The sequence below is a fragment of the Bifidobacterium primatium genome, from assembly GCF_002802875.1.
Classification (GTDB): Bacteria; Actinomycetota; Actinomycetes; order Actinomycetales; family Bifidobacteriaceae; genus Galliscardovia; species Galliscardovia primatium.
The window spans coordinates 239,148-253,767 of the sequence record NZ_PEBI01000002.1; the positions used below are offsets into that span (position 1 = coordinate 239,148).

A 14,620-nucleotide genomic window follows, 5' to 3' on the forward strand; every position below is an offset into this window, starting at 1 on the left:
TCTTTTCTGATTTGTTCTGCCTTGGATTATTCGGATGGTTAAGAATTCGTGCCCGATGATCGTTGGCTGCTGCGGCGATGTCGCTGGACGAGAACGACTACTCGCACAGCGCCTTGCACGCGGCGGCCGCGGCGGCGATGTCGTCGGCCTTGGTGATGGCCGATCCCATGATGGCGATCTCCACGCCCTCGGCGGCAAGGCCGGCAAGCTGGTCCTTCCTGATGCCGCCGGCGATGGCGATGCGGCCGATCTGCGGGTAGCGTGCCCTGAACGCCCGCACCTGGCCGACCGGATCGGCGGTCGCACCCGAATCGACCGACGTGTGCAGGCAGTAGACGGCATCGGGGAAGACCGAGATCTTCTCGATGCAATCGTCGTCGCATTCGAGCAGATCGATCATCATCACACCGTCGTGCGCGGCGGCCGACTCGTAGCAGACCTTCAGCGTGCCGAGCGACGACGAGCCCATGACGGTGAGATAGGCGAAGCCGCAGTCGAATCCAAGATCGAACTCGTATTTGCCCTCGTCACAGGTCTTGATGTCGCCGAGCACGGCGGCTTCGGAACGGACCTCATGCGCGGCCTCGATAAGCGGGGCAAGCGCACGGACTCCGAACTCCTTAGTCAGCGACGTGCCGATTTCGATGACATCGGCCGATGCGGCGACCTGGCGGATGATGGCTTCGGCGCGGGGGATGTCCACACGGTCGATGGCTACCTGCAGTTTCACAGCGATACTTCCTTTCGCGGGGTTTCGGCGATGAATCGTTCAAGCTCGGCGCGGGTGGGCAGGCCCTCGGAATCGGAGACGCTCGTCACCTGGATCGCGCCGACGGCGTTCGCTCGCTCCAGCAGATGCTCGGCGTCAAGGCCTTCGAGCAGGGCCGTGATCGCGCCGGAGGCGAAGCCGTCGCCGGCGCCGACCGTATCGACCACGTCGACCACGAAACTCGGCACCACCGTCTCCACGCGCTCGCCGGCCTCGTTGCGCTCGAACAGCGCGGAGCCGGCGTCACCCAGCTTGATGATGACCTTCTTCACGCCCATGTCGAGGTAGAAGTCGGCGATGTCTCGCGGGTCCTGTCGGCCGGAGAACAGCTGGCCCTCGGAAAGGCCGGGCATGAACACGTCGGACTTGGCGGCGAGCTTGTTCGTGGCGTAGATCATCTCCTCCTCGCTGTGCCACAGCGTCGGACGGGGGTTCGGGTCGAAGGTCACGAGCGCTCCGTGCGCGCGGGCCTCGTCGATGAGGCGGGATTCGGTCTCGTAGGTGTTCGGGGCGAGCGCGGCGAACACGCCGGTGACGTGCAGCACCTTCACGCCGTCGAAGTCCACGTCGTCCACGATGTCGGGCGTGGTCCTGCTGGCGGCGCTTCCGGCACGGAAGTAGATGACCTTCGGGTCGCCGTCGGGCAGCACCACCTTGAGTTGCGAGCCGGTGGAGGCTTTCGTCGTGCGTCGGATGTTGCCGGTGTCGATGTCGATGGTGTTCATGTAGTCGACGATCATGTCGCCCTGCCAGTCCTCGCCCAGCGTGGTGACGTAGCTGACCGAATGGCCTTGGCGGTTCGCGCCGATGGCCACGTTGAACTCGCATCCCGCCATCTGCGTCGGCAGGTTGCGGGCCTCCATGTAGGTCTGGTCGGAATCGGCGATGAGGTTCACCATGGGTTCGCCGATGGTCATGACTTCTGCCATTGTGGTTTCCTTACGTTTCTTCGTTCGTTATATGCGATGTCGTGCGATGTCGGTTTGTATGGCCGCCGGTCAGGCGAGGGCGGCGCGGACGATGTCGAACTGTTCGGCGACGCGGTCGGCGGGGATGGGGAACTCGAGGAACACGGGAACGTCGTCGCCCAGCTGTGCGACGAGCTCGCGCCAGTCGATGACGCCGTCGTCGAGCATCGTCGTGGCGAGGTCCTCGCGCTTCCTGGCGCCGTTGGCGTTCTTCAGATGGAACACGGTGATGAACCCGTGCAGGGCGGCGAACGCGGCGTCCGGGTCCTCGTCCCTCCACAGCCAGTTGCCCAGGTCGAAGGTGTAGCCGATGGCGCTGCCGGCGTCCTTGATGTTCTCCAGCGAGGAGGCGGTGCAGACGAACGTGCCGTTCTCCGGAGTCTGGTCGTTTTCGATGGTCACGCTCACGCCGTATTCGGCGGCGAGTGCGTCGATGCCGTGCAGCACGTCGGCGCTGACGTCCTTCACGTCGCCCTGGTTGAGCTTGACGTTCTTCGCGCCCATGCGCTTGGCCTCGGCGAAATAGGTGGCCAGTTCGGGGTTGGCGGCGCCCTCCGTGGTGATGACCTCGGGCACGGAGTAGAACAGGTCGAGGCCTCCGGCCTTGCGCGCCGCCGCGATGCGGTCGAATTCGACGTCGGCGTCGATGCCGTCTGCGCCGACGATGTATTCGCGGCGGACTTCCGCAAGGCCGGCGCCGAGATCGGCGATGCGGGGGAGCAGCGTCGACTGCGGGACGCCGTTCGCGAGGTCGGAGAGGTATACGAGCGTGTTGATGCCGAGAGCGGTCATGATGGATTTCCTTGGTTTCTTTGGTGTGGGTGTGGAGTCCGGGAAAGAGTCGGGAGAGGGGTGTGGGCGGCAGGGGAAGGGGGCGGCCGCCCACACGTGTGTCGGAAGGAGAGGTCAGAACAGCAGCAGACCGGCGAGGCCCATGATGGGGAAGGTGCAGGCCCAGTAGACGGGAACGCCGTTCTTGAGGAAGGTCTTCGGCTCGAGGCCGGTGTAGCCGACCGACCAAGTGTTCCACGACTGGGTGATGCAGGAGGAGATGCAGGTCATCGACGGGACCACGAGCAGGGCGAAGAGGAACCAGGCGTTGAACATGCCGGTCGCCATGAAGATGCTGATGACGGCCGAGCCGGCGCCGTAGAGTTCCAGCGGGCCTCGGAACAGGGCCAGCGGGGCGAGGATGCAGAACGCGAGGCCGAGGATGAACGTGCTGTTCGGGATGAGCGGGGTGAGGATCGGGCCGAAGTCCTTCATCACGGTGACGGCGATCTCCTGGAAGAAGCGCAGCACGAGCAGCATGATGATGAGCGGGCCGATGTCGCCGATGGCGGTCTTGGCGGTGGAGTTCAGCATGGCGCCGAATTCCTTGATGGACTTCATGTGGCCGGTGAACGCGAAGGTGAGGATGGTGGCGAGCATGAGCGCGGGCACGGCGTTCCACTGCAGGACGATGCACAGGGCCACGGGCACGATCGGCATGATGTAGGTCCATATGGGCACGTCGGGGATGTCCGTCGGCTGCTCGTCGGGGTCGCCGACCTCGTACGGGGTGCCGTTCTTGATGGCCTTGGAGTTGATGAGGATGAAGATGATGACGCCGAGCATCTGTACGAGCAGGGCGGCGATGCCGAAGCGCAGGTAGTGGGTGCCCCATTCGACCACGGAGCCGTCGGGGGACTTGTAGTCCTGGTAGAAGGCGGCGAACTGCACGAACAGCACGCTGTTGACCCACATTGCGGCGCCGATCGAGAGGGTGAACACGGGGACGGCCACGCGCTTGGGGACGCCGAGCCGGCCGAGGATCGGGAAGAGGATGACGCCGATGGCGATGGCGGAGCCGACGCCGTAGGCGCTGGTGAAGATGAGGCAGGTGACGGCGGCCATGCAGATGGTGGCGAGCACGGGGTTCTTCTCGCCGACCTTGGCGGTGCGGTAGGAGATGGAGGCGGCGATGCCGGTGTCGACGAGCACGCGGCCGAACCATGCGCCGCAGACGATCTGGATGATCGTGGGGCCGTAGGTCAGCGCCGGCTGGGCGAAGATGTCCTCCACGAAGTCGAACGGCTTGCCGACGCCGAACGCCACGCCGAGGAAGTAGATGAGCAGCCAGACGATGGTCTGCACGAAGAATCCGATGGTGAGGTTGCCGCCCTTCATCGCGTAGACCGCGAAAATGGCGAAGGAGAGAATGAGCAATGCGCCCATCACCCAGATAATCATGGCGCTCCTCCTTGAGCTGTGTTCTTTCGAACGCCGGACGATTCGCGAGGGGGAATCGACGTTGTCCGCTGGCAGATACTATACCGAAACGATGTTGTGTGTACCGGTTTCGTAAACCGGTTGATAAGTACTATACGACGTTATTGTTTACCGGTCAACTAAACCGGTGTACTTACTGTTTTGCAATAGGAATGTGAGGGATAACAACCAAGTGTTCGTAAGGTATTCTCCGGCGTGTCGCAAGACGCGGCGAAAAACACTGCGCACCTTCTCCCGTCACACGAATGATGAGATATCCGTATATCCGATATGCCGATACCCATGAATCGTCATATGCGAATGCGTCCTTCGATTCGTGCGGCCGTTTCGCGCGCACGAATGTGGATATCCGTCGATATCCTTCGATTCGTGAATTCGTCATATGCTTACGAATCAAGGGATGCCCGTGTATTTGGCGATTTGCGATGGCGTCGTCTCCCGATGAATGTTGCGATACCGGGCCATCGATGGATTCGTGAACGGGCCATGCGTTCGTGAACGACGGGATATGCGATATCTGGGGATTCGTGAACGGTTTTGCGCTCGCGAACGGAGGCGTTCGTCACACCTCGGTGGTGGAGGCGTAGACGCACAGTTCGGCGGGAAGCTCCAGCAGCTCGTATGGTGAATCGTCGCCGTCGTAGATGCGTGCGGCGAGCTTGGCGGCGCAGGTGCGTCCCATCCGCACCGGATTCTGGTCGAGGCAGGTGATGCCGCGGCCGCTGTAGCGCGCCCAGCGCTTGGTGGCGAACGCGCACAGCCCGATATGCCCGTCGAGCGCGGCCGGATATGCCTCGAATATGTCGCACATGCCGTCCTCGTTGTTCGAGAACAGGCAGACCCTGCGTCCGGCCTGCTCGGCCATGATCCGTTCGAGGCCGGTCGCGAGACCTGCGAGGTCGTTGTATTCCAGTACTTCGCCGCTGATCGTGCCGCTGATTGCGCCGGTCGCCGTATCGACAGCGCCGGCAATATCGGCAGCACCGGCCGCGCCGGCAGCCGCACCATGCGCGGCGATATACGACCGGAACGCCGTCACTCGCGTCACTCGCGTGGTGATGGCCGCCGCCGGCTGCGTAACGAACACCACATGGTCGAACCGCTGGGCGACGAGATGGTCGAGCATCTCGTCGACGCCGGCCGCGTTGTCGGTGGTGATGCAGTCGCAGACCACCGGCTTGATGAATCGGTCGAGCGTCGCCATCGGCGGGTTGCCGTCCTTCGTGGCGAATTCGGTGAGGTAGTCGTCGTTGTCGCCGGCGGTGTTCACGATGAGGCCGTCCACCTGCGAGTCGAGCAGCGATTCGATGGCCGCGCGCTCGAGCGCCGGATTGTCGTCGACGTCGCTCACCAGCAGCTGGATGCCGCGCGCCCGGCACTCGGCCTGCATGCCCTTGAGCAGCTGCGAGCTGAACGGATTGCTGATGTTCGCGATGGTCACGCCGATGAGATGGCTGTTCGAGGCCTTGAGGCTCTGCGCCATCTTGTTCGGCCGGTAGCCGAGCTCCTCGATGGTGGCGTCGATGCGCTCCTTCGTCTCGGCCGACATGTAGTCGTACTTGCCGTGCAGATACCGCGAGATCGTGGTCTTCGAGACCCCCACCGCGGCCGCCACGTCAGCGATGCTGGGCTTGCGGTTCGCCTTTGACTGCCTCATGTCGCAATATCCTCCGTGTGGTGAGAAGCTGCATTCACTGTACCCGACGCCCGGTGCGGCGCCATGCACGGCGTTTCCGCCGGCGCGTTCGGGTGAACCGGCGTCGAATTTTGAAAAACGTGCCAACAACCGCCTACGAAAACTACTCTCAGGATAGTATGATGTGTACCGGTTGAGTTCAAGGTTCGAACTTGGATTGAAAAAACTATACATTGATTGAACAGAGGGATTTCTCATGACGTTGAGTGAATCAACTGTGGCTATTAAGCCGGGAAAGGTGCTGCTGGTCGGTGAGGCGATGGCGCTGTTCACCGCTGAGCAGGAAGGCGACCTGGCCGAGGTCGAGTCGTTCGGCGCCTCGGTGGCCGGCGCCGAGCTGAATGTGTGCGTTGGCCTTTCCCGTCTGGGGCAGAAGCCGGTGTACATGACCAAGCTCGCCCACGACCCCGCCGGCGACCGCATCCGCAACTTCATGGAGAAGAACGGCATCGACACCTCGCTCGTCTCCTACAACGACGATCGCCTCACCGGCTTCATGATGAAGTCCAAGGTGAGCCACGGCGATCCGAAGACCGCTTACTGGCGCAAGAATTCCGCGGCCTCCACGCTGTCCCCAGCCGATGTGGACGCCGTCGACTTCTCCGACATCTCGCTGGTGCATCTCACCGGCATCCTGCCCCCGCTGAGCGAGACCACGCTGGCCGCCGCCAAGGAGCTCATCGTCAGGGCCCGCGAGAACGGCGCCTACGTATCGTTCGACCCGAACCTGCGTCCCGCCATCTGGCCGAGCCTCGACCTCATGCGCAAGACCCTCGTCGAGCTGGCCTCCCAGGCCGACCTGGTGCTGCCGGGCGTCGGCGAAGGCCGCGAGCTGTTCGGCGCCGACGATCTGGAAAGCACCGCCCAGGCGTTCATCGACAACGGCGCCAAGCTCGTCGTCGTCAAGGACGGCCCCGCCGGCGCCTACGCCACCGACGGCAAGGAGTCCACGTACGTGCATGGCTTCGTGGTCGACCATGTGGTCGATACGGTCGGCTGCGGCGACGGCTTCGCCGCCGGCACGCTCTCCGCGCTCATGGACGGCAGGACCGTGGATGAGGCGCTGGAGCGCGGCTGCGCGCTCGGCGCCATCCAGACGCAGTTCATCTCCGACAACGAGGGCCTGCCGACCCCCGAGGAGCTGAAGGCGTTCACCGAGTCGCACCCGCGCGCGAAGTAGGCGCAGAGTCGGAAGCGGAAGCAAACGCAAGTCGTGCATGATCGAACGCAAGCGCGATAATCAACCTGTTGGCAATAACTCAAAGGAGTATCACTATGGCAGATAAGACCAACGAAGAGCAGCTGGCCTACTTCTCCGAGCTTGGAGTCGTCCCGCTGGTCACGCTGCACAGCGTGGAGGAGGCCGTTCCGCTGGCCCAGGCCCTCGAGCGCGGCGGCATCCCGGTGGCCGAGGTCACCTTCCGTTCCCCGTACGCCATCGAAGGCATGAAGCGCATCCGCGACGAAGTGCCGGGCGTCACCCTGGTCGCCGGCACCGTGCACACCGTCGAGCAGGCCAAGGCCTCCATCGAGGCCGGCTGCAAGGGCCTGGTCACCCCGGCCTTCACCCGCAGCATCGTGGACTACGCCCTCGAGAACGACATCCTCGTCCTCCCCGGCACCGCCGTCCCGTCCGACGTGGACGACGCCTACCAGCTGGGCCTGCGCTACGTGAAGTTCTTCCCGGCCGAGGCCTACGGCGGCGTGAAGACCCTCAAGGCCCTCAACGGCCCGTTCGCCGAGATGAAGTTCCTGCCCACCGGCGGCGTGAGCCTGAAGAACGCCGAGGAGTACATCAGCCTCAACAACGTGTTCGCCATCGGCGGCTCCTTCCCGGTGCCGTCCGCCGCGCAGAAGGCCCACGACTGGGACGCCATCGCCCAGGCCTGCGCCGACGCCCGCGCCCTCGTCAAGCCGATCATCGACAAGAAGAACGCCTGATTCCGACGGCCTGACTTCGATCGATGCATCGGTCGATGATTATCGAACGCCCGCATCCGCCGATTACGGCGATGCGGGCGCTTTCGTATCGGCATCCTCGTTTTTCGTTGATATTCCGCCTTTTTTGCGGTTTTGCGGCGGCGTCGCCGCAAGCCGGCGAACGCCGTCGTGATGTTGCCATGGCGTTGCCAAACGAATGCCGTTTTCGGATGTGACCGCTATCACACTTGATATGCAAATTATGGCAACGCACGACGGCAAATGCCGGCAAGGGCCACAATGAACATGAAACTACTTCTCGAAAGTGGAAGGTCGTCATCGACGTCCGCGCACTGGCAGCGCGGATGACGGACGGTGATTCGTCAAACCTGGCAGTAAGGCGGATCCTCGGGACGGCCAGCGGTGCAAGGGAGCACTCTTGCACCCGAATGAAGCTAACGCGGACCATGAAGGTCCGTGTTGGAGAAGGAAAGGGTAAAAAACAAAATGGCCTCCAACCTTAACAAGTGGCCCTACAAGGCTCACGAAATCAACATCGGTCGTGGTATCCAGTACGGCATGCTCGACCTCATGGGCGGCGGCTGGAACAACATCGTTTCCGGCGTCATCTTCGCATACCTGACCCTGGCACAGGGCTTCAACCCCGCAATCGCCGGTGGCATCGCCGCCGCCGGTCGTATCGTGGACTGCATCTGGAACCTGTTCCTCGGCCTGATCACCGATAACTTCTACCACACCAAGCTCGGTCAGAAGTTCGGCCGTCGTCACTTCTTCATGCTGCTCGGCCTGATCCTGTTCGCCTGCGTGTTCCCGCTGTTCTGGATCAACTCCACCTCCGCGGCCTACTACCTCGCGGTCTACATCGCCATGGAGGTCATCATCGCCATGATGATCGTCCCGTGGGAGTGCCTGCCCACCGAGATGACCCGTGACTACACGCTGCGCACCACGCTGTCCGGTTCCCGCATGGTGATCTCCGCCACCGGCACCGCCCTCGTGTTCCTCATCCTGGCCGCCCTGAAGCAGGCCAACAACCCGAACTCCTACCTGATCGCCGGCATCGCATGGACCGTCCTGTTCGTGGTCGCCATCGCCATCTCCACGTTCGGCACCTGGGAGCGCCCGCTCACCGAGGAGTTCATCAAGGAGCTCGAGTCCCGTCCGAAGCAGTCCGTCGGCCAGTTCCTCAAGGAATCCGTCACCGGCTACGTCGACACCTTCAAGAACCAGGCCTTCCGTACGCACCTGGCCGTCTACCTGCTGTCCTTCACCGGCAAGGACTTCTACTCCACGCTGCTGCCGACCTTCATCGTCTGCTGCATCTCCGGCGCCGGCGAGTCCTGGCCGTGGACCTTCCAGGCCATGTCCATCCTCGGCATCCCGATGACGATCCTGTGCGCCAAGCTCATGATCTCCCACGGTCCGCGCTTCCTGTTCCGCCTGAGCTACGTCTCCATCCTCGTGGCCATGGTCGCCTACGTCGGCGTGTGGGCCGCCGGCATCCACAACCCGTTCTGGATCTTCCTCATCGTCTCCATCGTGTACCAGTGCGGTCGCGCCACCCTGGAGTTCACCCCGTGGAACCTGTTCCCGTTCATGCCTGACGTCGACTACATCATGACCCGTGGCGACCGTGCCGGCCTCTACGCCTCCGTGATGACCTTCTTCCGCAAGTCCACCGGCGCCATCGCCACGTGGGTCGCCGGTCTGCTCCTCGAGTTCACCGGTTACAAGGCCGACACCATGAAGAACTTCCAGACCACCCCGCACAACGTGCAGGTCGGCATCGTGCTCGTGTTCTTCCTCGGCACCTGCGTCCTGATCGCCTGGGCCCTGTGGATGTCCCGCCGCATCTACCTCGACCGTGAGACCCACGGCATCCTGAAGGCCGAGATCGAGCGTCTCGAGGCCGGCGGCTCCAAGGCCGACGTCACTCCGGAAGCCCGCAAGATCGCCGAGGAGCTCACCGGTCACCCGTACGAGAAGCTCTGGCCGGATCTGGACAAGAACGGCCTGCCGATCGAGAAGATCTGATGATCGCCAGGATCTGAAGATCCCATAACGGACCTGTTCCGTTCCCCGAGCCGCGCGACGCGATTCGCCGAACGCGGCTCTTTCCATACCTTTCAACGAAAGAAGCAAATCATGTCACAGATCATCCTCTACAACGAGAAGATCGACAAGATGGTGTTCATCCAGGCCGAGCTCAACGACGGTAAGGTCTCCTTCACGGGTCTCGACCAGGCCGGCGAACTCGACTTCGCCACCCCGGCCGATAAGATCGAGCCGACGCTCGCCGCGCTGACGACCGCCGACACCTTCACCCTCAACGAGGGCCTTGACGGCAAGTTCAAGTCCATGACCTACGGCGAGTGGGAGGCCCTGCGCTGCGCCCAGGCCTCCGCCGGCATCAAGGCCAAGGTCGACGAGCTCGACGTCGCCGACGACGTGAAGGCCGAGATCAAGGGCTTCTTCGACTCCTTCACCGAGTCGATGACCGTCAAGTACATCCAGGGCAAGCGCTCCTGGGGCCAGATCTACGGCGAACTGTTCGACGACTTCGCCAAGCTCGCCAAGTAGTTCCCGTCGAGTGCGGAAGCCGGCCGGCTGACCGGCTCCCTCCATACCCCATCGAACGGTTCCGTGACGTGCAACGGGTTGCGTGCGTCATGAGACCGTCCGATGTCCGTCCTCGCGGTTTGTGATCGGTTTTACCGCGAAGTCATGTCACCCGCCTGCCGCTCTCCTCGGCAGGCGGGTTTCTTTCGTTCTGCGGCGGTTATAACGCATACGTGCGAAAAAACCGCCGCTGTGTGCCACTGAGTGGCGGTTATAACGCACTCATACGAAAAAGCCGACGCTGGGGAAGGCCATGTGGTGGTTATAACGCACTGGTGCGCAAAAGCCGCCGCTGCGTGCCACTGAGTGGCGGTTATAACGCATGCGTCCCAACCGACGTGGAAAACGTGGGGTAGGGGCATCGGCCGGTCTCGGTACGCTTCTCATGCACGCGGGGAACCCGATGCCGCGCCCATGCTCGCACGCCGTACGAACCGCGAACGCAGCACCACCGGCGCCAGGGCGTCGTCGCCGCTGTGCAGCACCTGCCCGATGACGCGCCGGGCCGCCTCCCGCGCCAGCTCCTGCCTCGGCACCGCGATGCTCGCCAGCTTCGGCGAGCACACCTCGCACAGGGGTATGTCGTCGATGCCCACCACCGAAACGTCGTCGGGAACGGAAAGCCCATGGGCCTCGAGGAACGTCATGAACGCATAGGCCACCTCGTCGTTGTAGGCCACTGCAGCCGTCGTGGGCCGTGCGAGGAACTCCTCGAACGCCTCCTCCGATTCCGGACCGACCGGATACGCGTGGGAGGTTCGTCGCAGCCGAATTCCCATGCGCCGGCACGCCGCCCGCAGCGCATTCGCCCGCAACCCGTTCTGCCAGGCCTGCCGTGTGCCGGCGATGTACGTCACCTCGCGGTGCCCGAGCTCCGCAAGCGCGGACACCGCGTCCATAATCGCCGGACCGTCATCGGCGTACAGCGACTGCACCCCGCCGACCGCACGGTTCATCACCGCCAGCGGCCGTGACTGCGCGAGCTTGCGGATGGTGGCGTCCGGCAGTCGGGGTGCGCACAGTATCATGCCGTCCACATGGGGGATGGCCCGTGTGGCGATTGCACGCTCGGAATGGGGGCTTTCCTCCGTCTCCGAGACCATCAGACCGAAGTTCCGGCGGCTGCATTCACGTTGCACGGCCCGTGCGATCTGCGAATACACGGGGTTGCCCAGGTCGTTGACGGTCAGGGAGATAAGGCCGGCTAGGCGGTCCTCCACGCGCGGGCGAATGGCCTGCGCATGATAGCCGAGTCGTTCGGCGACCGCTCGCACATGACCCGACGTGCGCACGTTGACGCGGTCGGGGTAGCGGAACGTGCGCGAGACCGTGGCGATGGAGACGCCGGCCGCCCTCGCCACGTCCGTTATCGTGACCGGCCCGGCCTCACGGCCGTCGCCGGGGGATTCGGCATGCGCCCCGACGACGTGGCCGTCGTCTTCGTCGTGAACACTGCTCATGGTCGTTCATCGTAGTCGGTCGTCGTGTTTTTCCACGTTTTGGAAAACCGTGGAAAAACAACGACGGCATCGCAAAGCCTTTTTTACGATGAATGACGTCGATGCCCATAGGGCATCCATCGGGCAGGCGCATCGCCCGTCACTGCCAGGATCTACGGCGGGGACGTCTGCCTCGGGGATGGCGCATGTGGACTTGCCCGCGGACGTGGGCCGCCGATCGGAGGTCATGGCGGCACGTCGCGGGAATCCCCGTGCGCATGGAATTATCCTCGCCGAATGTCCTCCTCCGGGAATGGCGGTCGAATCCACAACGAACCAACGCCATGCCAAAGGAGGTGCCATGTCGGCAAAGCCCACGAACAACCGGAAGACCGCGAACAACACCCCGAAGGACCGCGCCGAATCCACCGTCGACCTGACGGTCGGCCGTCCGCTGGTGCGTATCCTCGTCTTTTCGATTCCGCTGATTCTCGGCACCCTGTTCCAGCAGCTCTACAGCTTCGCCGACGCGGTGATCGTCGGCCGTCTCATCGGCGACGACGCGCTCGGTGCGGTCGGCGCCACGTACTCGCTGAACTTCCTCATCCTCGGATTCGTGCAGGGCGCATGCATCGGCTTCTCCATCCCCGCCGCGCAAAGCTTCGGCGCGAAGGACGAACGCGACTTCCGCCGGTTCATGTGGAACGGCGTCTGGCTGGGCGCCATCATGTCGGTCATATTCACCGCGTCGATGACCCTGCTCGCCCGGCCGCTGCTCGCCTTCATCGACACCCCGGCCGAGCTCATGGGCATGGCCGTGGAATACATCGTCGTCATCTTCCTCGGCATCCCCTCCGCCGTGCTGTACAACCATTCGGCCGCGCTGATGCGCTCGGCCGGCGATTCGAAGCACCCGTTCTACTTCCTGCTCGTCTCCTGCGTGGTCAACGTCGTGCTCAACTACGTGTTCATCGGCATCGTCGGCATGGGCGTCATCGGTTCGGCGCTCGCCACCGTCATCGGCCAGACGCTGTCGGCCGTGCTGAACTGCTGGTGGGCGTTCACGAGGATCCCCATCTTCCGGATCCGTCGCGACGAGATGCGCTGGTCGCGGCACCACATCGCGCGGCTGTGCTATGTGGGGCTGCCGATGGGCTTCGAGCATTCCGTCTGCGCCGTCGGCGCCGTGGCGATGCAGGGGGCCATCAACTCACTCGGCGCCGCGATGGTCACCGCGCAGACCGCCGGTGAACGCATCCGCCAGATGTTCACGCTGCCGATGGAGAGCGTCGGCATGGCCATCGCCACCTATGCCGGTCAGAACTACGGAGCCCGCCGGCTCGACCGCATCCGTCTGGGATTGCGCGACGGCGTGATCATCCAGGCTTCGTACTGCGTCGTCTCGTGGGTGGTGATCTTCCTGTTCAAGGAGCCGATGTGCCGTTTCGTGCTCGGCGATGCGCGTCCCGAGGTCATGGATGCGGCCGTGGAGTACCTGTTCATCATGAGCTGCTTCTTCCTGCTGCATGGTTCGCTCATGATTTTCCTCAACACGCTGCAGGGCATGGGCTACAGCACGCAGGCCATCATCTCCGGGTTCGGCGAGCTCGCCGGCCGCTGCCTCGGCGGATGGCTCACCGTGGCGGGCGGCGGCTACCTGCTGGTGTGTCTTTCCAACCCGATGGCGTGGGCGTTCGCGCTGACGTACTGCGTGGTCATGGTGACGGTGGTGCTGCGCCGCGCGTCGGGGCAGTTCTCGTCTGCCGGCGTGGAGACTGCCGATATGGGGGAGAGCGGTGTGGAGGCGGTCGCCGCCTAGGTCATGGTTCGGGCGCCGTTGCACGCCGTCCGTTCTCAGTTTGCCATGCGCCGGCTGTTGCGCGGTGTTTATCTCGCGGCGTTCATTTGGCCTTGACGAACCAGTTGAGTACCGAGCCGGCGGCAACCAGCAGCGTGCCCGCCCAGAACGGCATCGACAGGCTCAGGCCGAGCAGCAGCGAGCTCGCGCCCACCGACAGCACCGGTGTGGCGTAGGAGGCCACGGCCATCTTCTCCATGCTGCCGTGCAGGATGCCGAATCCCCAGCAGGCGTAGCCGCCGGCGATCACCGCCGCCGTGACGAGCACCGTCAGCCACGCGTGGAGTGGGGGAGCGGCGGCGGGCAGCCCCTCGCCGGACGCGAAATGCACCAGCCACAACGCCACGCATACGCAGGGGAAGAACACGCTCGTGCCGTCGTAGCCCTTCGACAGCGACGGCGTGGCCACGGCATACACCGACCAGGCGAGCGCGCCCAGGAACGACAGTATGAACGGCAGCGGGTTCTCGATTACGTGCTGTGCGGCCACATGCCAGTCGAGCCCGCTGTTGCCTCCGACGGCGAGGAACACGCCCGCCGTGGCCACGAGGGCGCCGGGCAGCGCGAACCAGACGGCGTGGCGCCGATGGGATATCGCCGCGGCGAGCAGCACCATCATCGTCGGCCACAGATAGTTCACGAGGCTGATCTCCACCGACTGCGCCGCCGACGACGCCAGGCCGATGGACAGCGCGATCGACGATTCGTAGAACACGAACAGGCCGCCGCCGATGACGAGATACCGTTTCGGCGCGAGCCGCAGGGGCTTCGGCCGGCGGAAGACCAGCAGCAGCACGGCGCCGCAGGTGTAGATTATCGCCGAACCGAGCGTGGCTCCGAACGATTCGGAGACGATGCGCACCAGTCCCATCATCATGCTCCACAGTGCGATTGCCGTGAAACCGACCAATGTGGCCGTGGATGAGGGGACGTTATGCGGATTGCGTGCGGGCTTCGCCGTCGCGTCGGATGTTCGTGATGCCATACCGACATGGTAGCGGGCCGATGTCACGGCGGTCCGGTCTCGTCGGCGCCCGTGTGACGGCGTTGTGACGTCGT

At 63.8% G+C, this 14,620-nt stretch carries 13 protein-coding genes; 6 read left to right on the forward strand and 7 right to left on the reverse strand.

The genetic code is table 11. From position 1 onward, the window contains the following. Window positions 1–97: 97 nt before the first annotated feature. From CS006_RS04785 to CS006_RS04805, 5 genes are all read right to left on the reverse strand, one after another. Complete coding sequence (locus CS006_RS04785; RefSeq protein ID WP_100510653.1) at window positions 98–730, reverse strand: orotidine 5'-phosphate decarboxylase / HUMPS family protein; 633 nt, start codon at window positions 728–730, stop codon at window positions 98–100. Then, window positions 727–1,698 carry a sugar kinase gene (locus CS006_RS04790; RefSeq protein ID WP_100510654.1) on the reverse strand — a complete coding sequence of 324 codons (972 nt, stop codon included), beginning with the start codon at window positions 1,696–1,698 and terminating at the stop codon, window positions 727–729. Before CS006_RS04790 ends, CS006_RS04785 begins: the two co-directional genes overlap by 4 nt. 69 nt (window positions 1,699–1,767) lie before the next feature. Beyond that, on the reverse strand, window positions 1,768–2,529 hold the full coding sequence (locus tag CS006_RS04795; RefSeq protein ID WP_100510655.1) for a sugar phosphate isomerase/epimerase family protein: 762 nt from the start codon (window positions 2,527–2,529) through the stop codon (window positions 1,768–1,770). A gap of 114 nt (window positions 2,530–2,643) precedes the next feature. Continuing rightward, window positions 2,644–3,969: a gluconate:proton symporter gene (locus CS006_RS04800; protein WP_100510656.1), complete on the reverse strand. Its 1,326-nt coding sequence runs from the start codon at window positions 3,967–3,969 to the stop codon at window positions 2,644–2,646. A gap of 601 nt (window positions 3,970–4,570) precedes the next feature. Then, complete coding sequence (locus CS006_RS04805; protein ID WP_100510657.1) at window positions 4,571–5,665, reverse strand: LacI family DNA-binding transcriptional regulator; 1,095 nt, start codon at window positions 5,663–5,665, stop codon at window positions 4,571–4,573. 256 nt (window positions 5,666–5,921) lie between these two features. Between CS006_RS04805 and CS006_RS04810 the strand changes: the two genes are divergently transcribed. From CS006_RS04810 to CS006_RS04825, 5 genes are all read left to right on the forward strand, one after another. Then, window positions 5,922–6,884 (forward strand): sugar kinase, encoded by a 963-nt coding sequence (locus tag CS006_RS04810; protein ID WP_243386740.1) that lies wholly within the window; start codon window positions 5,922–5,924, stop codon window positions 6,882–6,884. A 95-nt stretch (window positions 6,885–6,979) separates the two neighbouring features. Continuing rightward, complete coding sequence (eda, locus tag CS006_RS04815; RefSeq protein ID WP_100510659.1) at window positions 6,980–7,645, forward strand: bifunctional 4-hydroxy-2-oxoglutarate aldolase/2-dehydro-3-deoxy-phosphogluconate aldolase; 666 nt, start codon at window positions 6,980–6,982, stop codon at window positions 7,643–7,645. Window positions 7,646–7,680: 35 nt separating this feature from the next. Beyond that, the gene (locus CS006_RS10665; RefSeq protein ID WP_133119530.1) at window positions 7,681–7,860 is read left to right on the forward strand and encodes a hypothetical protein; all 180 of its coding nucleotides are present in this window, start codon (window positions 7,681–7,683) and stop codon (window positions 7,858–7,860) included. 271 nt (window positions 7,861–8,131) lie between these two features. Continuing rightward, on the forward strand, window positions 8,132–9,679 hold the full coding sequence (locus tag CS006_RS04820; RefSeq protein WP_165777250.1) for an MFS transporter: 1,548 nt from the start codon (window positions 8,132–8,134) through the stop codon (window positions 9,677–9,679). 111 nt (window positions 9,680–9,790) lie between these two features. Then, window positions 9,791–10,225: a hypothetical protein gene (locus tag CS006_RS04825; protein ID WP_100510660.1), complete on the forward strand. Its 435-nt coding sequence runs from the start codon at window positions 9,791–9,793 to the stop codon at window positions 10,223–10,225. Window positions 10,226–10,647: 422 nt separating this feature from the next. Here the strand turns inward: CS006_RS04825 and CS006_RS04830 are convergent, their stop codons facing one another. Next, on the reverse strand, window positions 10,648–11,724 hold the full coding sequence (locus CS006_RS04830) for a LacI family DNA-binding transcriptional regulator (protein WP_100510661.1): 1,077 nt from the start codon (window positions 11,722–11,724) through the stop codon (window positions 10,648–10,650). Between the two features lie 340 nt (window positions 11,725–12,064). On the opposite strand from CS006_RS04830, the gene CS006_RS04835 reads away from it, so the two are divergent. After that, window positions 12,065–13,522, forward strand: a complete 1,458-nt coding sequence (locus tag CS006_RS04835; protein ID WP_100510662.1) for an MATE family efflux transporter — start codon at window positions 12,065–12,067, stop codon at window positions 13,520–13,522. A gap of 82 nt (window positions 13,523–13,604) precedes the next feature. On the opposite strand, the gene yddG is transcribed toward CS006_RS04835, so the two are convergent. Continuing rightward, complete coding sequence (gene yddG, locus CS006_RS04840) at window positions 13,605–14,546, reverse strand: aromatic amino acid DMT transporter YddG (protein WP_100510902.1); 942 nt, start codon at window positions 14,544–14,546, stop codon at window positions 13,605–13,607. Window positions 14,547–14,620 lie beyond the last annotated feature (74 nt).

Bases quoted from the DNA above. Each gene is read 5' to 3' on its own strand.
- CS006_RS10665 (WP_133119530.1), top strand. From the start codon at position 7,681: ATGATTATCGAACGCCCGCATCCGCCGATTACGGCGATGCGGGCGCTT.
- yddG (WP_100510902.1), bottom strand. From the start codon at position 14,546: ATGGCATCACGAACATCCGACGCGACGGCGAAGCCCGCACGCAATCCG.
- CS006_RS04820 (WP_165777250.1), top strand. From the start codon at position 8,132: ATGGCCTCCAACCTTAACAAGTGGCCCTACAAGGCTCACGAAATCAAC.
- CS006_RS04835 (WP_100510662.1), top strand. From the start codon at position 12,065: ATGTCGGCAAAGCCCACGAACAACCGGAAGACCGCGAACAACACCCCG.
- CS006_RS04825 (WP_100510660.1), top strand. From the start codon at position 9,791: ATGTCACAGATCATCCTCTACAACGAGAAGATCGACAAGATGGTGTTC.
- eda (WP_100510659.1), top strand. From the start codon at position 6,980: ATGGCAGATAAGACCAACGAAGAGCAGCTGGCCTACTTCTCCGAGCTT.
- CS006_RS04805 (WP_100510657.1), bottom strand. From the start codon at position 5,665: ATGAGGCAGTCAAAGGCGAACCGCAAGCCCAGCATCGCTGACGTGGCG.
- CS006_RS04830 (WP_100510661.1), bottom strand. From the start codon at position 11,724: ATGAGCAGTGTTCACGACGAAGACGACGGCCACGTCGTCGGGGCGCAT.
- CS006_RS04800 (WP_100510656.1), bottom strand. From the start codon at position 3,969: ATGATTATCTGGGTGATGGGCGCATTGCTCATTCTCTCCTTCGCCATT.
- CS006_RS04790 (WP_100510654.1), bottom strand. From the start codon at position 1,698: ATGGCAGAAGTCATGACCATCGGCGAACCCATGGTGAACCTCATCGCC.
- CS006_RS04795 (WP_100510655.1), bottom strand. From the start codon at position 2,529: ATGACCGCTCTCGGCATCAACACGCTCGTATACCTCTCCGACCTCGCG.